The sequence below is a fragment of the Microbacterium songi genome (assembly GCF_042747925.1).
In the GTDB taxonomy this organism is placed as follows: domain Bacteria; phylum Actinomycetota; class Actinomycetes; order Actinomycetales; family Microbacteriaceae; genus Microbacterium.
In genome coordinates this window covers 58,267-78,469 of sequence record NZ_JBHZIE010000005.1, presented here as the reverse complement: position 1 = coordinate 78,469, position 20,203 = coordinate 58,267, and the positions used below count along the sequence as shown (strand labels likewise).

17 protein-coding genes are annotated in these 20,203 nt (G+C 69.3%); 12 read left to right on the top strand and 5 right to left on the bottom strand.

The features are described from left to right. Window positions 1–23 precede the first annotated feature (23 nt). Window positions 24–914 (bottom strand): diacylglycerol kinase, encoded by an 891-nt coding sequence (locus ACFM35_RS08490; protein WP_378840874.1) that lies wholly within the window; start codon window positions 912–914, stop codon window positions 24–26. A gap of 72 nt (window positions 915–986) precedes the next feature. Further along, window positions 987–4,751, bottom strand: a complete 3,765-nt coding sequence (locus ACFM35_RS08485) for a multifunctional oxoglutarate decarboxylase/oxoglutarate dehydrogenase thiamine pyrophosphate-binding subunit/dihydrolipoyllysine-residue succinyltransferase subunit (protein ID WP_378840872.1) — start codon at window positions 4,749–4,751, stop codon at window positions 987–989. A gap of 179 nt (window positions 4,752–4,930) precedes the next feature. On the opposite strand from ACFM35_RS08485, the gene guaB1 reads away from it, so the two are divergent. The 3 genes from guaB1 (at window position 4,931) to ACFM35_RS08470 (ending at window position 8,931) form a co-directional block, all read left to right on the top strand. Beyond that, on the top strand, window positions 4,931–6,397 hold the full coding sequence (guaB1, locus tag ACFM35_RS08480) for a GMP reductase (RefSeq protein WP_378840869.1): 1,467 nt from the start codon (window positions 4,931–4,933) through the stop codon (window positions 6,395–6,397). Window positions 6,398–6,542: 145 nt separating this feature from the next. Then, window positions 6,543–7,883, top strand: coding sequence for a hemolysin family protein (locus tag ACFM35_RS08475; protein WP_378840967.1), 1,341 nt, complete (start codon window positions 6,543–6,545; stop codon window positions 7,881–7,883). Then, window positions 7,876–8,931 (top strand): hemolysin family protein, encoded by a 1,056-nt coding sequence (locus ACFM35_RS08470; protein ID WP_378840867.1) that lies wholly within the window; start codon window positions 7,876–7,878, stop codon window positions 8,929–8,931. Before ACFM35_RS08475 ends, ACFM35_RS08470 begins: the two co-directional genes overlap by 8 nt. Before the next feature lie 8 nt (window positions 8,932–8,939). On the opposite strand, the gene ACFM35_RS08465 is transcribed toward ACFM35_RS08470, so the two are convergent. After that, window positions 8,940–10,013 (bottom strand): NADH:flavin oxidoreductase/NADH oxidase, encoded by a 1,074-nt coding sequence (locus ACFM35_RS08465; RefSeq protein ID WP_378840864.1) that lies wholly within the window; start codon window positions 10,011–10,013, stop codon window positions 8,940–8,942. Window positions 10,014–10,046: 33 nt separating this feature from the next. On the opposite strand from ACFM35_RS08465, the gene ACFM35_RS08460 reads away from it, so the two are divergent. From ACFM35_RS08460 to ACFM35_RS08445, 4 genes are all read left to right on the top strand, one after another. Further along, window positions 10,047–10,967, top strand: coding sequence for an ADP-dependent NAD(P)H-hydrate dehydratase (locus ACFM35_RS08460; protein WP_378840861.1), 921 nt, complete (start codon window positions 10,047–10,049; stop codon window positions 10,965–10,967). Window positions 10,968–11,050: 83 nt separating this feature from the next. Continuing rightward, window positions 11,051–12,316, top strand: coding sequence for a hypothetical protein (locus ACFM35_RS08455; protein ID WP_378840859.1), 1,266 nt, complete (start codon window positions 11,051–11,053; stop codon window positions 12,314–12,316). 3 nt (window positions 12,317–12,319) lie between these two features. Continuing rightward, entirely contained in the window at window positions 12,320–12,640 is a 321-nt protein-coding gene (locus ACFM35_RS08450) for a thiamine-binding protein (protein ID WP_378840856.1), read from the top strand. A 116-nt stretch (window positions 12,641–12,756) separates the two neighbouring features. Beyond that, window positions 12,757–13,950, top strand: a complete 1,194-nt coding sequence (locus ACFM35_RS08445; RefSeq protein WP_378840965.1) for an MFS transporter — start codon at window positions 12,757–12,759, stop codon at window positions 13,948–13,950. 3 nt (window positions 13,951–13,953) lie between these two features. On the opposite strand, the gene metX is transcribed toward ACFM35_RS08445, so the two are convergent. Then, window positions 13,954–15,159 carry a homoserine O-acetyltransferase MetX gene (gene metX / locus ACFM35_RS08440; protein ID WP_378840854.1) on the bottom strand — a complete coding sequence of 402 codons (1,206 nt, stop codon included), beginning with the start codon at window positions 15,157–15,159 and terminating at the stop codon, window positions 13,954–13,956. A gap of 104 nt (window positions 15,160–15,263) precedes the next feature. On the opposite strand from metX, the gene ACFM35_RS08435 reads away from it, so the two are divergent. After that, window positions 15,264–15,962, top strand: coding sequence for an SDR family NAD(P)-dependent oxidoreductase (locus ACFM35_RS08435; protein WP_378840851.1), 699 nt, complete (start codon window positions 15,264–15,266; stop codon window positions 15,960–15,962). 122 nt (window positions 15,963–16,084) lie between these two features. After that, a complete protein-coding gene (locus tag ACFM35_RS08430) occupies window positions 16,085–16,612 on the top strand; it encodes a hypothetical protein (protein WP_378840848.1) in 528 nt (175 codons plus the stop codon). A 64-nt stretch (window positions 16,613–16,676) separates the two neighbouring features. On the opposite strand, the gene ACFM35_RS08425 is transcribed toward ACFM35_RS08430, so the two are convergent. Beyond that, on the bottom strand, window positions 16,677–17,999 hold the full coding sequence (locus tag ACFM35_RS08425) for a bifunctional o-acetylhomoserine/o-acetylserine sulfhydrylase (RefSeq protein WP_378840846.1): 1,323 nt from the start codon (window positions 17,997–17,999) through the stop codon (window positions 16,677–16,679). 127 nt (window positions 18,000–18,126) lie between these two features. Between ACFM35_RS08425 and ACFM35_RS08420 the strand changes: the two genes are divergently transcribed. The 3 genes from ACFM35_RS08420 (at window position 18,127) to ACFM35_RS08410 (ending at window position 20,174) form a co-directional block, all read left to right on the top strand. Further along, entirely contained in the window at window positions 18,127–18,918 is a 792-nt protein-coding gene (locus tag ACFM35_RS08420; RefSeq protein ID WP_378840843.1) for an SDR family oxidoreductase, read from the top strand. A gap of 70 nt (window positions 18,919–18,988) precedes the next feature. Beyond that, window positions 18,989–19,480: a phosphoribosyltransferase gene (locus ACFM35_RS08415; RefSeq protein WP_378840840.1), complete on the top strand. Its 492-nt coding sequence runs from the start codon at window positions 18,989–18,991 to the stop codon at window positions 19,478–19,480. Window position 19,481: 1 nt separating this feature from the next. Continuing rightward, a complete protein-coding gene (locus ACFM35_RS08410) occupies window positions 19,482–20,174 on the top strand; it encodes a uracil-DNA glycosylase (protein ID WP_378840837.1) in 693 nt (230 codons plus the stop codon). The last annotated feature ends 29 nt before the right edge of the window (window positions 20,175–20,203 follow it).

Sequence of the window (20,203 nt, the reverse complement as noted above, 5' to 3'; positions counted from 1 at the left end):
ATCAGCGTGCGCGACGTCGTCGATCATCTTCGCGCCGGCGCGAAGATCCCGATCACGGTGGGGCGTGCGCGGACCGTGAGGGGGAGCAGACCGATGGGGTCGCCGTCGGCGTACGCCGTCATCCCCGGGGAGTCCAGCCGCACGGAGAGCGCGCGTCGAGTGATCACTTCCGGCCGACCGAGGTGTGTACCGCGCAGAACACGCACGAGCAGCCCGAGCAGTCTCAGCCGCCCGGCGGCACGGACGATCGTGATGTCCAGAAGGCCATCGGCGTCATCGGCGTCGGGCGAGATGGGGATGCCGCCCCCGTACGTGCGGGTGTTCGCGACGGTCACCATCATGAATTCGCCCGCCAGGGTCTCATCGTCGATCTCGACGCGGTAGGACGCAGACTTCAGGAAGAGGAACTCGATGAAGATGGCGATGTTGTAGCGCATCGGTCCGCGCGGCCACCGCATGCGGTTCGCGCGTCCGTTGACGTACGAGTCGAAGCCGCTGGCGAGGACCGTGCCGAACAGGCGGCGGGTGCCGTCGAGGTCGGTCGTCTCCGCGAGGTCGATCCGGCGGACGTGGCCCGCGGCCACGATGTCGGCTGCCCGAGCGCGGTCGTGCTCGGGGATGCCGAGGTGCGTCGCGAGGTCGTTGCCGGTGCCCACCGGGATGATCCCGAGCGGCACGTCGGTGCCCGCCAGCTCCTGCAGAGCCAGATGAGCGATCCCGTCTCCCCCCACGACGACGACGGCGTCGACGCTTCGAGCGGCCGACGCCCGGATGAGCGCCGTCGACTCGGCGGCATCCGCTCCCCGCAGGATCGACACGGTGTGGCCGGCCGCACGGAGGCGTGCCACCGTCTCGCTCGTGGCACGGTGCACGTCGCCCCGCGCTGCGGGGTTGAGGAGGACGACGATGTTCACGGCATCAGCTTGACAGAGCGACGACGGCCCCCGCGCCGTGGGCGGAGGGGCCGTCGTTCGTGGTCTGCGAACTCAGATGGTGAGCGACGCGGCCATGAGGGCGGCGTGCTCGCGTGCGTGCACTTTGGGCGAGCCGGTGGCGGGCGACGCCGCGGCCGTCCGGGATACGCAGCGGATGGTGCGACCGTGCAGGTGCTTGACGACCTCCAGGGCGATGAACGGCCAAGCGCCCTGGTTCTCCGGCTCGTCCTGCACCCATATGAGTTCGGCGTCCGGATAACTGTCGATGACCGCGTTGAGCTCAGCGATCGGGGCGGGGTAGTACTGCTCGAGGCGAACGAGGGCGATCGCGGGATTCGGATTCTTCTCGAGTTCCGCGGCCAGATCCCAGTGGATCTTGCCGGCGTGCAGCAGCACGCGCTTCACCGCTGACTTGTCCATCTCACGACCGTCGTCGATCACCGGCTCGAACTTCCCGTCGAGGAAGTCCTCGACCGGGCTGGTCGCTCCGCGCAGCCGCAGCATGGCCTTGGGCGTGAACACGATCAGCGGTCGACGAGGACGCGCGTACGCCTGACGGCGAAGGAGGTGGAAATAGGATGCCGGGGTCGAGGGCCGCGCGACGATCATGTTGTCCTGCGCGCACATCTGCAGGTACCGCTCCATGCGCGCTGACGAGTGGTCGGGACCCTGTCCCTCGAAGCCGTGGGGGAGGAGGAGCACGACGCTCGACTGCTGGCCCCACTTCTGGTCCGCGGCCGAGATGTACTCGTCGATGACGGATTGCGCACCGTTGGCGAAGTCGCCGAACTGCGCTTCCCAGAGCACGAGCGCGTCGGGTCGTTCCACGGAATAGCCGTACTCGAAGCCCATGGCGGCGTACTCGCTGAGCAGGGAGTCGTAGACCCAGAAGCGACCCTGGTTCTCGCTGAGGTTGGTCAGCGGGATCCATTCCTGGCCGTTGTTGCGGTCGTGCAGCACGGAATGCCGCTGCACGAACGTCCCCCGTCGGCTGTCCTGCCCGGCGAGGCGCACGTTGGTGCCCTCCAGGAGAACCGATCCGAAGGCGAGGAGTTCGCCGAAGGCCCAGTCGATCCCGCCGTTGCGGCTCATGTCGAGACGCTTGTCGAGAAGCTGCTTCAGCTTCGCGTGCACGGTGAAGCCCTCGGGCTGGTTGACGAACGTGTCGCCGATCAGCTGGATGACGTCGCGCGACACTCCGGTGGACTCGGGCTCACCGGCGACGGGTTCGGCGTCGTCGGCATCCGCATCGACGACGTTCGTGGTGCCGGTCTCCGCCGCGTGCGTCTCCGCGAAGGCGATCTCGAGACGGTTCTGGAAATCGCGCTTGGCCTGTTCGTATTCCTCTTCGGTGATGTCGCCGCGACCGACCAGCGATTCCGTGTAGAGCCGACGGACTGAGCGCTTCGCCTCGATGAGGTTGGTCATCAGCGGCTGCGTCATCGACGGGTCGTCGCCCTCGTTGTGTCCGCGACGGCGGTAGCAGACGAGGTCGATGACGACGTCGCGGTGGAACCGCTCGCGGTAGGCGAAGGCGAGCTGCGAGACGCGCACGACGGCTTCGGGGTCGTCGCCGTTCACGTGGAAGACGGGGGCCTGGATGGTCTTCGCGACATCCGTCGCGTACACCGACGAGCGGGCGTCACCCGGCACCGTGGTGAAGCCCACCTGGTTGTTGACGACCACGTGGATCGTGCCGCCGGTGCGGTACCCGCGGAGCTGCGACATCTGCAGGGTCTCGACGACGACACCCTGGCCGGCGAAGGCCGCGTCGCCGTGGACGAGGATCGGCAGCCAGGAGAAGGTGCCGATGGCCTTGCGGTCCTGCTTGGCGCGGACGATGCCCTCGAGCACACCGTCGACGGTCTCGAGGTGCGAGGGGTTCGCGGCGATCAGGACGGGAAGCTCGTCGCCCCGGTCGTCCACGAAGGTGCCTTCCGTGCCGAGGTGGTACTTCACATCGCCCGAGCCGCTCTTGGACCCGACGGCGACGGAGCCCTCGAACTCCCGGAACACCTGGCCGTAGGTCTTGCCGGCGATGTTGGTCAGCACATTCAATCGACCACGGTGGGCCATGCCGATGGCCGCGCCGTCCATGCCCGCCTGGGCAGCGCCCTGCAGGATCTCGTCGAGCAGGGGGATCAGCGACTCGCCACCCTCGAGGCTGAAGCGCTTCTGGCCGACGTACTTCGTCTGCAGGAACGTCTCGAAGGCTTCACCCTCGTTGAGCTTGCTGAGGATGCGCAGCTGCTCGTCGTGGCCGGGCTTCTGGTACTTGACCTCGACGTTCTCCTGGAACCACCGGCGCTGCTCGGGGTCCTGGATGTGCATGTACTCCAGACCGATGGTGCGGCAGTAGGAGTCGCGCAGGACGCCGAGGATGTCACGGAGCTTCATCTGACGCTTGCCGCCGAAGCCGCCGACGACGAACTCGCGGTCGAGGTCCCAGAAGGTGAGCCCGTGCTCTTCGATCTCGAGGTCGGGGTGGGTGCGCTGCTTGTATTCGAGCGGGTCGACGTCGGCCATCAGGTGTCCGCGCACACGGAACGAGTTGATGAGCTCCTGCACGCGCGCAGCCTTGTCGATCCGCTCGGCGAGATCCACGTTGATGTCGGAGGCCCAGTGGATCGGAGCGTACGGGATGCGCATGGCGGCGAAGATGTTGTCGTAGAAGCCGCGCTGCCCGATCAGCAGCTCGTGCACCTTCTTGAGGAACTCGCCCGAGCCTGCACCCTGGATGACACGGTGGTCGTAGGTGCTGGTCAGCGTGATCGTCTTGCCGATGCCCAGCTCGACGAGCGTCTTCTCGCTCGACCCCTGGAATTCGGCCGGATACTCGAGAGCGCCGGCGCCGACGATGCACCCCTGACCCTTCATCAGCCGCGGCACGGAATGGACGGTGCCGATGCCGCCCGGGTTGGTGAGGGAGATCGTCGTGCCCTGGAAATCTGCGGCGGTCAGCTTGTTCGCGCGGGCGCGGACGACGAGGTCTTCGTAGGAGGTGAGGAATTCGTCGAACGTCAAGGTGTCGGCGCGCTTGATGCTCGGCACCATGAGCGCCCGCGAGCCGTCGGGCTTGGGGAGGTCGATCGCGATGCCGAGATTGATGTGCGCGGGCGCGACGACCGACGGCTTGCCGTCGATCTCGGCGTAGAACACGTTCTGGCTGGGCGATTCCTTCAACGCCTGGATCAGCGCCCACCCGATGAGATGGGTGAAGCTGACCTTGCCGCCGCGCGTGCGCGACATGTGGTTGTTGATGACGATCCGGTTGTCGATCATCAGCTTGGCCGGGACCGTGCGGACGCTGGTCGCGGTGGGCACGGTCAGCGACTGGTCCATGTTGGCTGCCAGTGTCTTGGTCATCCCGCGCAGCGGGGTCACGACGTCCTCTTCGCTGCTCTCCTTGGGGGAGGAGCTCGGGGTCGTCGGAGCCTGCGCGGGGATCGGCTGGCGCGCGGCGGGCTTGGTGGTGGTCCGGGCGACCGGCTGAGAACCGATGACCGGGACCGGCGCGGTGACCGGGCGGGGCTCGGACGCCGTGGATGGAGCGGCTGCGGAGGTCGCTGCGGCTGCGGGCTCAGGAGCCGGCGACGGCGCCGTCGGGGCCTCGGCGGCGGGGCTGCTCGCGGAGGCGGGTGTGTCCGCCTCATCGCTCACGTCCACCGGATGGTAAGCCTCGAGGATCGGCCACCAGGCCTTGTCGACGGAGTTCTTGTCGGCCGTGAACTGCTCGTAAAGCTCATCGACCAGCCATTCGTTGGCCCCGAACTCTCCCTCGCTCGAAGTTCCGACGCCCGTCACCTGGCTCGACACGCAGAATCGCCTGCTCTCATCAGTGAAGTATGTGGAGTGTCACACGCGACTTTCCGGGCCCGTGAACACGATTGTTAAGCGTAACCCAGTCTGCCCGGTCCCTCTCCGGCGGGACCACCCCCGGCGTCGCACGATTTGGCATCATTATCCGCGTCGCAAGAATCACTACCCTTGACAGAATGGAGTTCTACGGAGACCAGCCCGACCTCGATCTGACCTACTCGGATGTGTTCCTCGTCCCCCGACGGTCCGAGGTGACGAGCAGGCTGGACGTCGACCTCTCACCGGGCGACGGCACCACGGCGCGGATTCCGGTCGTATCCGCAAACATGAACTCCGTGACCGGACCCCGCCTGGCGGCGACGCTGGCGAGGCGCGGCGGGCTGGGTGTGCTCCCCCAGGACATGCCTTTGCAGGAACTCGACGCGGCCATCCGCTGGGTGAAGGCGCAGCCGGTGCCGTGGGACACGCCCCTCGTCCTCCCGCCGGAAGCCACGGTGGAGGATGCCACGCGTCTGCTGCCCGTGACGGACGGTCATGGCATCGTGGTCGCCGACGACGCGCACGGGGTCGACGGGGGCCTGCCGATCTCCGCCGTGCGGGGTGTGGTGTCGGCGCAGCGGCTCGGCACCGCACTGCCTGACGCCCGGCTCGGCGATCTGGCCCGTGGTCGGACGGTCTCGATCGACGCCGACGACGTCACGGATGCCCGCCACGCGTTCGATCTGATCGTCGCCACCGAAGCGGAGACGGTGTGCGTGCTGCACCACGGGTTCGTGATCGGCACGCTCTCGCGCAAGAGCGCTCTGCGCACGACGCTGTACCGTCCCGCCGTCGACGCGTCGGGACGACTGATCGTGGCCGCGGCGGTCGGTATCAACGGCGATGTGCAGTCCAAAGCGCGCGCGCTCGCCTCCGCGGGTGTCGACGTTCTCGTGCTCGACACCGCACACGGCCATCAGGAGGGCATGCTGCGGGCCCTGCGCGCCGTCTCGGAGCTCGACCTGGGAATCCCGATCGCGGCGGGCAACATCGTCACCGCGGAGGGCGTGCACGATCTGGTTGCCGCGGGCGCCGACATCCTGAAGGTCGGCGTCGGTCCGGGCGCGATGTGCACGACGCGCATGATGACCGCCGTCGGGCGACCCCAGTTCTCCGCAGTGCTGGAAACGGCCGAGGCCGCCCGGATCATGGGCGCGCACGTGTGGGCGGACGGTGGTGTGCGCTACCCCCGCGACGTCGCACTCGCGCTCGCGGCGGGCGCGGCATCAGTCATGATCGGCTCGTGGTTCGCCGGCACGATCGAAGCGCCCGGCGAGCTGCAGACGGACGCGAACGGGCGCGTCTACAAGGAATCGTGGGGGATGGCCTCGACGAAGGCCGTGCACGACCGGTTCGGCCGGCTCGATCCGTACGAGCTGGCGCGCAAGGAGCTGTTCGCGGAGGGGATCTCGTCGTCGAAGATCTACCTCGACCCCCTGCGTCCCGGGCTCGAGGACCTGCTCGACATGATCACGTCGGGCGTGCGGTCCTCGTTCACCTACGCCGGGGCGTCGAACATCGCCGAGTTCCACGATCGCGCCCGGGTCGGTCTCCAATCCGCTGCCGGCTACGACGAGGGCAAGGCGCTGCCCGTCAGCTGGTAGCGCCCGCGGGGGATCCGCCGGAGGACTCCGTCCGACCGGTCGGCACTCAGCGGCCCTGCCGTAGACTCGACGACACGATGGACGACCCTCCCAGTAGCAGACCGTGGCCCCACCGACCCACCCCCGCCAGAGGGGGTGACGCGTGATGGACTACGTCATGCTGGGCGTGGGGCTCCTGCTGATCATCGGCACCGGGTTGTTCGTGGCGAGCGAGTTCTCCCTCGTCAACCTCGACCGAGCCGACCTCGAGGCGCGTCAGGCCCGAGGCGAGTCGCGACTGGCGACCACCATCGGCGCCCTCAAGATCACGTCGACGCATCTGTCGAGCGCGCAGCTGGGCATCACCCTCACGACGCTGCTCACCGGTTACACGATGGAGCCGGCCATCTCGAACCTGCTCCGACCGGTGTTCGCCGCGTGGAGACTGCCCGACGGACTCGTCTCACCCCTCGCGGTGGTGATCGGCGTCTCGGTGGCGACGGTGCTCTCGATGATCCTCGGCGAGCTGGTTCCGAAGAACTTCGCGCTCGCCCTGCCCCGCCAGACCGCGAAGCTCGTGATGCCGTTCCAGGTGGCGTTCACGATGGTCTTCAAGCCGGCCATCATCGTGCTCAACGGGAGCGCCAACGGTGTGCTGCGATCGATGGGCATCGAGCCGAAAGAAGAGCTCTCCGGTGCACGCACCGCCGAGGAGCTGTCGAGCCTCGTGCGCCGGTCGGCGAGTGCCGGTGTGCTCGAAGAGGACACCGCGACGCTTCTCGACCGCAGTCTGACGTTCGCGCGGCTGAGCGCCGCCGATGTCATGACGCCGCGTCCGAGCGTGCACGCGCTCGCCGCCGACGACAGCGCCGACGACGTCATCCAGCTCGCGCGACGCACGGGGCACAGCCGCTTCCCGGTCTATGACGACTCGATGGACGACATCGTCGGCATCGTGCACCTCAAGGCCGCCGTCAGTGTGCCGCGCGGCCGCCGGGCCGACGTCCCGGCCGCGGCCCTCGCGACGGAGCCCCTGCGCGTCCCCGAAGCCGTGCACCTCGACACCCTCATGGCTGAGCTGCGTGCCCGCGGCTACCAGATGGCGATCGTCGTCGACGAGTACGGTGGCACCGCCGGCGTGGTCACCCTCGAAGACCTCGTCGAGGAGATCGTCGGCGAAGTGCTCGACGAGCACGACCGGCGCCGCGCCGGCATCGTGCGCGGCGAGGGCTCCCTGACCCTTCCCGGCGACCTGCGCCCCGACGAGATCCTCGACCGCACCGGCATCCGCGTGCCCGACGGCGATGTCTACGACACCGTCGGCGGATACCTCATGAGCGTGCTCGAGCGCATCCCCGCCGTCGGCGACACCGTCCAGATCGAAGACGGCACGCTCACCGTGCACCGCATGAAGGGCCGCCGGGTGGAGCGCGTGAAGTTCACGCCGGTCGCGACGGATGCCGCCATGGAAGCGGCGATCGCGCAGAAGGGGGGCTTCGATGAGTGACTGGGCGGGAATCGTCTGGCTGGTCGTCCTGCTGGCCTTCAACGCGTTCTTCGTCGGCGCGGAGTTCGCGGTCATCTCGGCACGCCGCTCGCAGATCGAGCCCGCCGCCGAACGTGGTTCCCGCTCGGCCAAGACGGCCCTCTATGCGATGGAGCACGCGACGCTGATGCTCGCGACCAGCCAGCTGGGCATCACGATCTGCTCGCTGCTGATCCTGAACGTCTCCGAACCCGCCATCCACCACCTCCTGGCCGGGCCGCTCGGGCTCACCGGGTGGGCGGAGGCGACCGTCGACATCATCGCGTTCATCGTCACCCTGCTGCTCGTCTCCTACCTGCACGTCGTGTTCGGCGAGATGGTGCCCAAGAACCTCGCGTTCTCCGTGCCCGACCGCGCGGTCCTGATGCTCGCCACCCCGCTCGTGTGGGTGTCGAAGGTCTTCCACCCCGTGATCGTCACCCTCAACTGGATCGCGAATCACGCGCTGCGGCTCTTCGGCGTCGAGCCCAAAGACGAGGCGGCGTCGACGTTCACGATCGAGGAGGTCACCACGATCGTCAACCAGTCCCGCATCGAGGGAGTCCTCGACGATTCCTCGGGCACGCTGGCGGCGGCGCTGGAGTTCACCGACAAGAAGGCGACCGACATCGCGGTCCCTCTGGCTGATCTGGTCACGCTCCCCGAGCAGACGACGCCCGCCGAGATCGAGCGCGCGGTCGCGACGCACGGGTTCTCGCGTTACGTCATCGTCGACGCGGAGGGAGTCCCGCAGGGGTACGTGCACCTGAAGGACATCCTGCGGGCGGCGGAGGGGCCGGATTCCGCGACCGACGTCGCGACTCCGATCCCGGCCAAGCGCATCCATCACATGGTGCCGGTGACCGAGGCGACCGATCTCGAGGACGCGCTGGCGCTGATGCGGCGTGCCGGCCGACATCTGGCCCAGGTGCGCGATGCGGACGGGAACACCACCGCGGTCCTGTTCCTGGAGGACATCATCGAGGAGCTCGTGGGCGAGGTGCAGGACGCGACGCGTCGCGGGCGCTGACCCGGACTCTACGCGAGCCGGCGACGGGCCCGGACGTACTGCTTCGGCCAGTAGGAGATCTCCTCGCCGAGCTCGCCCGCGGCGCGCAGTGCGAAATGCGGGTCGCGCAGCCACTCGCGCCCGGCCATGATGGCGTCCGCCTCACCGTCCTGAAGGATCTGCTCGGCCTGCGCCGCGTCGTAGATGAGGCCGACGGCGTTGACCGGAACGCCCGCCTCGCGGCGCACGTGGTCGGCGAGGCCGACCTGGTAGCCGGGCGCAGGAGTGATCCGCTGGTGTGCGACGAGGCCACCGCTGGAGATGTCGAAGAGGTCGGCGCCGGCATCGGCCGCCCAGCGGGCCACCGTCGCCGTCTCATCGACGTCCAACCCGCCGTCCGCCCAGTCCGTCGCCGAGAACCGGACGAAGAGGGGCGCGCGGGGCGCGGCATCCCGCACGGCGCCCACGACGCGCAGCAGCAGCCGCGCGCGATTCTCGAGCGACCCTCCGTATTCGTCGGTGCGCTCGTTCGAGAGCGGGGAGAGGAACTCGTGCAGGAGGTAGCCGTGCGCAGCGTGGATCTCGAGCACCTGGAACCCCGCGTCGATCGACCGTGCTGCGGCGGCCGCGAAATCCGCCACGACGGCGTCGATGCCGGCGGTGTCGAGGGCACGCGGTGTCGCATACCCCTCGTAGGCGAGGGCGGACGGGGCAAGGGCCTCCCAGCCGCCGTCCGACGCGGGCACCGAACCGGAACCGCCCGCGAACGGCGACCAGGTCGACGCCTTGCGTCCGGCGTGCGCGAGCTGCACACCCGCGACGGCACCGCGGGAGCGGACGGCGGCGGTGATCGGTTCCCATGCCCGCCGCTGCTCGTCGTTCCAGATGCCGACGTCTTCCGGCGAGATGCGTCCCTCGGGCGACACGGCGGTCGCCTCGGCGACGACGAGGCCGGCGCCACCGGACGCGAACTGCGCCAGATGCGTGTGGTGCCACTCCTGCGGCACGCCGTCCACCGCGCTGTACTGGCACATCGGCGCGACCCAGAGGCGGTTGCGCGTCGTGACGTCGCGCACGGTCAAGGGGGAGAAGAGGATGCTCATGAGGGTGCTCCGGGGCCGGGGTAGGGTGTCGCCATGGTCGAGATGACGGAGTGGTCGCGCGCCGACGCGCGCGCTGTGCTTCGAAGGCCAACGGCCACGGATGACAAGTATTCCCGGGGCGTGCTGGGCGTGCGTACGGGGTCGCAGCGTTACCCCGGCGCCGCCGTCCTCGGCGTCGAAGCCGCGTGGCGCACCGGTCTGGGTATGGTGCGCTACCTCGGGGACGAGCGCCCGACCTCCCTGATCCTGCAGCGTCGGCCCGAGACGGTGAGTGCCGACGGCAGGGTGCAGGCGTGGCTGATCGGGTCGGGAACGGATGCCGCGGACCGCAGCGACGTCGAGACGCAGACCCTGCGCGACATCCTCGCGGGGGCGGTCCCCGTGGTGGTCGACGCCGGGGCGCTGGATCTGGCTGTCGGGGCTGCCGCACCTCGGATCCTGACGCCCCACGATCGTGAGCACGCCCGCCTGCGCGAGGGCCTGGGGCTCGACGCACTGCCCGAGGGCGCCGACGAGCGTGCGCGTGCGGCATCCGCTCTGCAGACCGCGCGCGCTCTCGAGGCGGTCGTGCTCCTCAAGGGTGCCTCGACGATCGTGGCCACGCCGGGCGGCAGGGTGCGGCTCGTGCACACCGGGACACCCTGGCTCGCCACCGCGGGGACGGGTGATGTGCTGGGTGGCACGATCGGCGCAGTGCTCGCGGGCGCCCACCTCGACGAAGAGCGCGGCGGTGATCTGGAGCAGCTCGGTGCGGTCGCCGCCACGGGCGCATGGCTGCACGGCTGTGCCGCACGCCGCGCAGCGCTGACGGCGGCGGACCGCTCTCCCGGCGACGTCGCGTTCGCACGGAACGTCACCGGCGGCGGCGATGAGGTGTTCGGCGGACCGATCACCGCGCTCGATGTCGCGGATGCTCTGGCGTCCGTCGTGGCCTGGACACTGGCGGCGGACTGACGGAGCGCGGCCCGCGGATGGAACGCGTCTCACACAGGTTCCTCCCATGAGCCGGAAATGTCGACCCGTCTAGACTCGGCAGCGTGTCGAAACGTGCCGCCCTCTGGATAGCCTTCGGGGCCGTGCACATCGGCGTCGCCGTTCTCGGTTTCGTCCTCCCCAATCTCCCGATGGGCGACGTCCCGAACGTCTACGAACCCTGGTCGGGATGCGCGCTCTTCGGCACGTACGCGTACTGCGGCACCGGCGGTCACCAGATCGTGGGGATCACCGAGCCCTGGGTGTACCCGCAGCTGGCCTTCATCCCGATGGCGCTCGCATGGGCGTTCGCGTGGGCGGTCGGGTACATCCCCGCCTGGGCCATCCTCATCACGCTGATCGACGCCGCGGCGTTCGCCGTCCTGGTCGGCCGTGGTCGCTCGACCGGCCGCAACGTCTCCGCCTGGTTCTGGCTGGCGTTCATCGCGCTGCTCGGCCCCGTGGGCATGTATCGCCTGGATGGCGTGACGGTGCCGCTGGCGATCATGGGGTGTCTCTGGCTGGCGGGCCGCCCGTGGATCGGGTCGATGCTGCTGGCCGTCGCGACCTGGATCAAGGTGTGGCCGGCGGCGATCCTGCTCGCGGCGGTGATCGTGATGCGGCGGCGCTTCGCGGTCGTCGGCAGCGCGATCCTGGTGTCGGCGGTGACGCTCGGCGCCGTGATCGTCCTGGGCGGCGGGAAGTACGCCCTCGGTTTCGTCACCGAGCAGACCGACCGCGGTATCCAGCTCGAAGCCCCCGTCGGCGCCTTCTACCTGTGGCGGGCGGTCTTCAACATTCCCGGCTCGTACGTGTACTACAGCCCGAAGCTGCTCACCTTCCAGCTGACTGGCCCGAACGTCGATCCGCTCATCGCGGTCATGACGCCCATCCTGGTGATCGCCATCGGATCGGTGGCGGCACTCGGCGCGCTCAAGGTGTGGCGCGGGGCAAGCTACCTCTCGCTCTTCCCTGCGCTGTCGCTCAGTCTCGTCACCGCGTTCATCCTGTTCAACAAGGTGGGCTCGCCCCAGTACCTGGCGTGGATCGCCGTGCCCCTCGCGATCGGTCTCGTGTTCGATCGGCACCACTGGTGGAAGCCGGCCGTCCTCGGCCTGGCCATCGCCGCACTCACGCAGCTGCTGTACCCGATCTTCTACAACTGGCTTCTCGGAGATACGCCCGACGCGTTCGTCGCCCTGCTGCTGACCGCGCGCAACGCCCTCGTCGCCGTTCTGTTCGTGTGGTCGATCGCCAAGCTCACGCGTGTGAGGACCCGAACCTCGACACCCGCGCTCGCCCGTGCCGACGCCGTCGCGATTGCGGGCTGAGAGATGCTGATCGCCTTCTCGGTCGCACCCAGCGGCACCGGTCGCGCCGACGGGTCTGTGCACGACGCCGTCGCGGCGGCCGTGCGGGTCGTGCGCGACTCCGGGCTCCCGCACCGCACGACGTCGATGTTCACCGAGATCGAAGGCGAGTGGGACGAGGTGATGGCGGTCGTGAAGGGCGCGACCGAGGCGGTCCTGCCGTTCGGGTCGCGTGTGTCGCTGGTGTTGAAGGCCGACATCCGCCCGGGCTTCACCGGTGAGATCGACGCGAAGATCGCTCGGCGCGAAGCGGCGATCGGCGACGACGTGGTCGGCGAGGACTGACCCTCTCAGGCTCCTCACCCGGCATGTCCGCATCCGCTCGAATCGATTCGCTGAGCACCTCCGCCCGCGGGTAGCATGATCACGTGACCTCCTCGACACTCTCGAGGGGTGCGGCGATGTGGGCGCTCCTCTCCCTCGCCATCGGCAGCTTCGGAATCGGCATGACCGAGTTCGTGACCATGGGGCTGCTCCCCGACATCGCCCGCGATCTCCTGCCCGCGGCCTCCGCGGTCGACTCGGCCGACGCGATCGCGCAGGCGGGCTGGCTGATCAGTCTCTACGCACTCGGCGTCGTCATCGGCGCACCCACGATCGCCGCGGCGGTCGCGCGTTATCCGCGGCACACCGTGATGATCAGCCTGGCTCTCGCCCTCACCGTCTTCAACGCCCTGACCTTCCTTGCCCCCACGTTCGAGTGGGTGGCTCTGTCGCGGCTGCTGGCGGGACTTCCTCACGGCGCGTACTTCGGCATCGGGGCGCTCGTCGCCGCCGACGTCCTCGGACCGGGCAACCGCGCGAAGGGCGTCGCGTTCGTGCTGATGGGGCTCACGATCGCGAACGTCGTCGGGGTTCCCATCGGCACGTTCCTCGGCCAGCAGTACGGCTGGCGCCTCGCCTTCGTGATCGTCGCCGCGATCTTCGCCCTTGCCACCGCGTCCATCGCCGCCTTCGTGCCGAAGCACCCGGGAGACGCGGGCCGTACCCTCCGGGCCGAGCTGAAGGTGTTCCGCATCGGACAGGTCTGGTTGACGCTCGGAATCGGCGCCATCGGGTTCGGCGGGTTCTTCGCCGTGTACAGCTACGTCGCGCCGATGATCACGGAGGTCGCCGGATCGCCCGAGTGGGTGGTGCCGATCATCCTGGTCGTGATGGGCCTCGGCATGACGGTGGGCAACCTCGTCGGAGGTCATCTCGCCGACGTCGATCTGCGCAGGACGATGCTGGGCGGCCTGCTGCTTCTCGCGCTCGTGCTGGCGCTGCTCGCCGTGACGTCGCAGTGGATCGTCGCGGTCGGCTTCTTCGTCTTCGCGACCGGCCTGGTGTCGGCGGCGCTGAGTCCCGCGATACAGACGCGTTTGATGGACGTCGCGGGCGACAATCAGTCGATCGCCGCGGCTCTGAACCACTCGTCACTCAACATCGGGAACAGCCTGGGGGCTTTCCTGGGTGGGACGGTCATCGCGATCGGGTGGGGTTTCGTCGCGCCGCCGTGGGTGGGTGTCGCCCTCGCCCTGGCCGGGTTCGCGGTCGCCGCCGTGAGCTTCCGGCTGCAGGCGCGCACGGACGCGCACGCGCTCGTCGCGGCGTAGGAGTCAGGAATCCAGCAGCCGCCGCAGGTGGCTGCCGACGGCCTGCGTCTCGATCAGGAAGCCGTCATGGCCGAAGTCGCTGGCCAGGACGACCGCGCGGTCACCGTCGATCGTGCGGGGGATGCTGCGGGCGATCCGATGCTGGCCGTCGATGGGGAAGAGCCTGTCGCTGTCGATGCCGAGCACGAGAGCTGTCGCGGTGACCCGTTGAAGCGCCTCCTCCACGCCGCCACGGTCACGCCCCACGTCGTGGGAGTTCATCGCCTCGACCAGCGTGATGTACGAATTCGCGTCGAACCGCCGTGTGAATTTGTTGCCGTGGAAATCGAGGTATGAGGCGACGGCGAAGCGTCCGCCGTGCCCGAGGGGACTCAGGCCCGACTGCCACGACCTCTGGAACCGCTGATTGAGCTCGGTCGGGCTGCGGTAGTTCAGCAGCGCCATGCGCCTCGCGAGGGCGAGTCCGCGGTGAGGTCCTTCGCCGTGCCCGGCGTCGTAGTACTCGCCGCCTTGGAACCGGGGGTCGATGTGGATGGCCTCCAGCTGCACGGAGTTGAGCGCGATCTGGTCGGCCGTGTTGACCGGCGGCGCCGACAGGACACCGACGCGACGCACCCGATCAGGAAGACCCACGGCCCACTCGAGCGCGTGCATGCCACCCATCGAGCCGCCGATGACCGCAGCCCACACATCGACCCCGAGGGCGTCGGCCAGGAGCCGCTGCGCGGAGACCTGGTCGCGGATCGTCAGGTAGGGGAACCGACCGGCCCACTCGTAGCCGCTCGGAGCGATGCTGGCGGGCCCGGTCGAGCCCTGGCATCCGCCCAGCATGTTGGGCGCGACCACGAACCAGCGGTCGGTGTCGATCGCCGCACCGGGCCCGACGATGTCGTCCCACCAGCCCGCGGTCGGATGCCCCGGCCCCGCCGGGCCTCTCACGTGGCTGTCCCCCGTGAGGGCGTGCAGCACCAGGACGGCGTTGTCCCGTGCGGCGTTGAGCTCGCCCCACGACTCGTATGCAAGCCGCAGACCGGGGAGCTCGCGGCCGCCCTCGGTGCGGAATGCGCCGAACGCGGCGAAGAGCCGATCGCCGACCGGGTCGCCGTCCTGCCAGGCCCCGGTGACGGGCGGGCGACCGAGCAGCTGGCGCGCATCGGCCTCGGTCACGGGCGCCGAGGGCACCGTGTCTTCCGAGGTCTGCCAGTCCATGTGCTCATTCTCGCGTGCCCGGCGGGCTGCCTGCGACGTGTTACGACCTCGCCGGAGCCTCCTCGTCGACGGGGCCCCAGAATAGGTCTGACGAAGGAGGATCGATGGCACGCTATCTGCTCATCGCGGCATCCAGCGGTATCGGTCAGGCGACTGCGGCGCAGCTGCGCTCGGCCGGCCATGAGCTGGTGACGACGGCGCGCGACGCGACGAAGATCGACCCCGATCTCGTGCTGGACGCCACCGACTTCGACGCGGTCGACGCGGCGGTGGCAGGGGCGGGTCCGCTCGACGGCATCGCCGCCTTCGCGGGGTCGATGGTGCTCAAACCCGCGCATCTGACGTCTCGCGAGCAGTACGACAGTGTCATCGCGGCATCGCTGACAACGGCGTTCGCCACGGTGCGGGCGGCCGGCCGGCACCTGCGGGGAGGCGGCGCGGTCGTGCTGGTTTCTTCGGCGGCAGCCCTCGCCGGCCTCGCGAATCACGATGCCATCGCGGCCGCGAAGGCCGGCGTGATCGGCCTCACGCTGTCGTCGGCGGCGACCTACGCCTCGCAGAACCTGCGCGTCAACGCGGTGGCCCCCGGCCTCACGATGACCCCCCTGACCGAGAACCTCACCGCGACCGAGGGGTCGCGCAAGATCTCGGAGTCGATGCATGCCCTGGGCCGGCTGGGCGAGCCCGACGACGTCGCCCGTGCGGTGGTGTTCCTGCTCGATCCCGCGAACGACTGGATCACCGGTCAAGTGCTCGGCGTCGACGGCGGATTGTCGCACGTGCGCCCCAAGATGCGCGGCTGATCCGACGCACGGCCCCGGATGGCCCTCGGAGCACGGTTCTCCCTCGTCGAGGAGCGGCATGACCGGGAACGCGGCCGGGGTTGCGTCGTATCACCGCACGGTCGGGTTCGCTCTGAGCGGGTATGGCACCGCCGTCACCCGTCGTCGAGGCGTCCTCGCGCGAACGAGGCCGAGCGCGGCTGCGACGACTGCTCTTCTGGGTGCGCCGCTACCTTCCGGCCGAACTCGCCGGCACGGCGACGATGCTGGTCGCCGGTCTGGGCGTGGCAGCGCTGGGCGCTCCTCCCGTCGTCGTCGGCCTCGCCGGCGCGCAGGGCGAGAACGTCGGGTTCTACCTCGTGGCAGGACTCTGGGTCTGGCGTGAGCAGCGACACCGCTTCCCCGCCCTCGGGCGGGTGCGCCTCGCGCTGCGGTTGCTCAAGCTCATGCTCCTCGAGTTCGGGCCCGCCGAGCTTCTCGACACCCTGCTGCTGAGACCACTGTTCCTCACGCTGGCGGTGCACTTCGTCCCGCAGGTGGCGTGGGCGCTCCTGGTCGGCAAGGTCTCCGCAGACATCGTGTTCTACGTGCTCGCGGCGACCGCGTTCCGCGTCACCGAAGTGGCCGGCCTCAGGGGCGACGACCCCCCGTCGGCGGACGATCCTCGGTAGGGCGAACGACGGATGCCTCGACCCGGCGGGGTCGAGGCATCCGTCGTGTCCGATCAGGAAGCGGTCACGCGCGGGCAGCCTCGGCGACGCGGCGGGCAGCCGCGAGTGCCTGGTCGAGATCGGCCTTGAGGTCTTCGACGTTCTCGAGGCCGACCGACAGGCGCACGAGGCCCGGGGTGACGCCGGTCGTCAGCTGCTGCTCGGGGGTGAGCTGCGAGTGGGTGGTCGATGCGGGGTGGATCACCAGCGAACGGACGTCGCCGATGTTCGCGAGGTGGCTGAACAGTGTGAGCGAGTTGACGAACTCGCGCCCGGCCGCGACTCCGCCCTTGAGCTCGAACGAGAGCACCGCGCCGACGCCCTTGGGGGCGTACTCGTTGGCCTTCGCATACCAGGGGCTGGTGGGCAGGCCCGAATAGTTCACCGACGCGACATCGGGGTGGTTCTCGAGCCACTCCGCGATCTCCTGGGCGTTCTGCACGTGGCGCTCGATGCGCAGGGACAGCGTCTCGATGCCCTGGATGAGCAGCCACGCGCTGATCGGCGCGATGGCGGAGCCCAGGTCGCGCAGCAGCTGCACCCGCGCCTTGATGATGTACGCCAGTCCGTCTCCGACGGCGGTGGTGTAGCTCGCGCCGTGATAGCTCGGGTCGGGCTCGGTGAGTCCGGGGAACTTCTCGACGTTCTGCGACCAGGCGAACGTGCCGCCGTCCACGATGATGCCGCCGATTGTCGTTCCGTGACCACCGAGGAACTTCGTCGCCGAGTGCACGATGATGTCGGCACCGTGCTCGAAGGGCTTGATCAGGTACGGTGTCGCGATCGTGTTGTCGACGATCAGCGGCACGCCGTTCTCGTGTGCGACGTCGGCGACGGTCCGGATGTCGAGCACGTTGATCTGCGGGTTGCCGATCGTCTCGGCGAAGAAGAGCTTGGTGTTCGGCCGGACAGCGGCGCGCCATTCGGCGGCGTCGTCCTGGTTCTCCACGAACGTCGTCTCGATGCCGAGCTTGGCCAGCGTGTACTTGAACAGATTGTAGGTGCCGCCGTAGATCGACGACGACGAGACGATGTGGTCGCCCGCCTGCGCGATGTTGAGCACGGCGAACGTCTCGGCGGCCTGGCCGCTCGCGACGAGGAGGGCGCCGGTGCCGCCCTCGAGCGCGGCGACGCGCTGCTCGACGACGTCCTGCGTGGGGTTCTGGATGCGCGTGTAGATGTTGCCGAACTCGGCCAGGGCGAAGAGGTTCGCCGCGTGGTCGGAGTTGTCGAAGACGTAGGACGTGGTCTGATAGATCGGCGTCGCCCGGGCCTTCGTCACCGGGTCGGGCTGCGCGCCCGAATGGATCTGCTTGGTCTCGAACTGCCAGTTCTCGGGTGCGGACATCGTCGTGCTCCTGGGTCTGTGAGGGCCGCGCAGCGGGCGTCGCGGCCTGAGCAGAAGGCTACGGATGCGGCATCCGCTCGACAATGCCGGAGAAATGTGACGTAACCTCCGCGGGTAGCCTGGAGACATGACACGACGAGCGGTGGTGACGGGCGCGAGCTCGGGAATCGGAGAGGCCACGGTTCGTGCGCTCCGGACGGCGGGATGGGACGTGGTGGGGGTCGCCCGACGGGCGGACCGCCTCGCCGCGATCGAGCAGGAGACCGGTGCCGCCGTGTTCGCGGCCGACCTCACCGTCCCGGCCGACGTCGACGCCCTCACGTCCTGGCTCGCCGAGACGGGAGCGGTACACGCTCTCGTCAGCGTCGCGGGCGGCGCCCGCGGGACCGATCGCATCGAAGACGGCTCAGCGGCTGACTGGCAGTGGATGTTCGACGTCAACGTGCTCGCGACGCAGCGCCTGCTCGCGGCGCTGCTGCCTCAACTGCGAGAGGCCTCGGCTGTCGACGGGCACGCCGACACGGTATTCGTGACCTCGACCGCCGCCTTCACCCCCTACCCGGGCGGCGGCGGCTACAACGCCGCGAAAGCCGCCGAGGCGATGATCCCGCACGTGCTGCGTCAGGAGCTCGGGGGTGAACCCATCCGCGTCGTCGAGGTCGCTCCGGGGATGGTCTACACGGAGGAGTTCACCCTGAACCGTCTCGGAGGCGATGTCGACGCGGCGGAGCGCGTGTACGACGGTGTGGTCGAGCCGCTGGTGGCGGGGGATGTCGCGGACGTCATCGTCTACGCGCTGAACGCCCCCGGCCATGTCAACCTCGACCTCATCACGATGCGTCCGGTCGCCCAGTCCGCTCAGCATCTGCTCGCGCGCGGCCCGCTTCGTCCGCGCACCGCCGACACGCGACCGGCGTGAGCCCCATCCGCCAGATCTGGCCCGCGCTCACCCGAGCGACGGGACTCCGCAGCTTCGAGAGGGAGTGCCGGTGACCGACGAACGAGAGACCCTGACCTGGGACGGCTTCGGGGAGGCGGCCCGTGATCTGGCACGCAAGATCGTGGCCGACGGCTTCGAGCCCGAGGTCGTCGTCGCGATCGCCCGCGGCGGTCTTCTCCCCGGGGGCGCGATCGCCTACGCACTCGGTGCGAAGAACTGCGGGGCGCTGAACGTGGAGTTCTACACCGGCATCGGTGAAGTCCTCGATGCGCCGGAGGTCCTTCCGCCCGCGCTGGATCTGAGCTACCTCGACGGTCGACGGGTACTGCTGGTGGATGACGTCGCCGACAGCGGGCGCACGCTCGCGCTCGCGGTCGACCTGCTCACGGGCTGCGGCGCGGTGGTGCGCTCGGTGACGATCTACACCAAACCGGGGTCGGTCGCGATGCCCGATTACGCCTGGAAGGAGACGTCCCTCTGGATCGACTTCCCGTGGTCGTGGCAGGGTCCCGTGTGGGACGAGGATGCCGTCGGGGCCTGAGATGGCGATGACGCTCACCGAACTGGCGGCGTCCGGACGGATGGATGCCGGCTGGGCCGAGGCTCTCGAGCCGGTCGCGCCCGACATCGCCGCGATCGGCGAGCGCCTCCGCGCCGAGGTCGCCGCCGGTCGCCGTTATCTGCCCGCGGGGGAGAACGTGCTCCGGGCGTTCCAGCGTCCGCTCGCCGACGTGAAGGTGCTTATCGTGGGCCAGGATCCCTATCCCACGCCGGGGCATCCGATCGGCCTCTCCTTCGCGGTGGATCGCGACGTGCGTCCGCTCCCGCGCAGCCTGGCGAACATCTACCGGGAGCTGAGCGATGACCTCGGCGTCCCCCCGGCGACGCATGGTGACCTGTCGGGCTGGTCCGATCAGGGCGTGATGCTGTTGAACAGGGTGCTCACGGTCGCCCCGGGCGCTGCGGCGTCTCATCGCGGGTGGGGGTGGGAGAAGGTCACGGAGCACGCCATCCGAACGCTCGCCGAGCGCGATCAGCCGCTCGTCGCAATCCTCTGGGGGCGGGATGCGGCGAACCTGCGTCCCCTGCTGGGCGGCACGCCGATCATCGAGTCCGCCCATCCCTCGCCGCTGTCGGCGAGTCGCGGGTTCTTCGGGTCGCGTCCGTTCTCACACACGAACACCCTGCTCGAGCAGCAGGGTGCCGAGCCTGTGGATTGGCGCCTGCCCGCATGAGGTCGCGGCCACGCTGCGCGGCGTAGGAT

Bases quoted from the DNA above. Each gene is read 5' to 3' on its own strand.
- ACFM35_RS08475 (WP_378840967.1), top strand. From the start codon at position 6,543: ATGGACTACGTCATGCTGGGCGTGGGGCTCCTGCTGATCATCGGCACC.
- ACFM35_RS08410 (WP_378840837.1), top strand. From the start codon at position 19,482: ATGGCGATGACGCTCACCGAACTGGCGGCGTCCGGACGGATGGATGCC.
- guaB1 (WP_378840869.1), top strand. From the start codon at position 4,931: ATGGAGTTCTACGGAGACCAGCCCGACCTCGATCTGACCTACTCGGAT.
- ACFM35_RS08465 (WP_378840864.1), bottom strand. From the start codon at position 10,013: ATGAGCATCCTCTTCTCCCCCTTGACCGTGCGCGACGTCACGACGCGC.
- ACFM35_RS08460 (WP_378840861.1), top strand. From the start codon at position 10,047: ATGGTCGAGATGACGGAGTGGTCGCGCGCCGACGCGCGCGCTGTGCTT.
- ACFM35_RS08430 (WP_378840848.1), top strand. From the start codon at position 16,085: ATGGCACCGCCGTCACCCGTCGTCGAGGCGTCCTCGCGCGAACGAGGC.
- ACFM35_RS08445 (WP_378840965.1), top strand. From the start codon at position 12,757: ATGTGGGCGCTCCTCTCCCTCGCCATCGGCAGCTTCGGAATCGGCATG.
- ACFM35_RS08470 (WP_378840867.1), top strand. From the start codon at position 7,876: ATGAGTGACTGGGCGGGAATCGTCTGGCTGGTCGTCCTGCTGGCCTTC.
- ACFM35_RS08435 (WP_378840851.1), top strand. From the start codon at position 15,264: ATGGCACGCTATCTGCTCATCGCGGCATCCAGCGGTATCGGTCAGGCG.
- ACFM35_RS08450 (WP_378840856.1), top strand. From the start codon at position 12,320: ATGCTGATCGCCTTCTCGGTCGCACCCAGCGGCACCGGTCGCGCCGAC.
- metX (WP_378840854.1), bottom strand. From the start codon at position 15,159: ATGGACTGGCAGACCTCGGAAGACACGGTGCCCTCGGCGCCCGTGACC.
- ACFM35_RS08425 (WP_378840846.1), bottom strand. From the start codon at position 17,999: ATGTCCGCACCCGAGAACTGGCAGTTCGAGACCAAGCAGATCCATTCG.
- ACFM35_RS08420 (WP_378840843.1), top strand. From the start codon at position 18,127: ATGACACGACGAGCGGTGGTGACGGGCGCGAGCTCGGGAATCGGAGAG.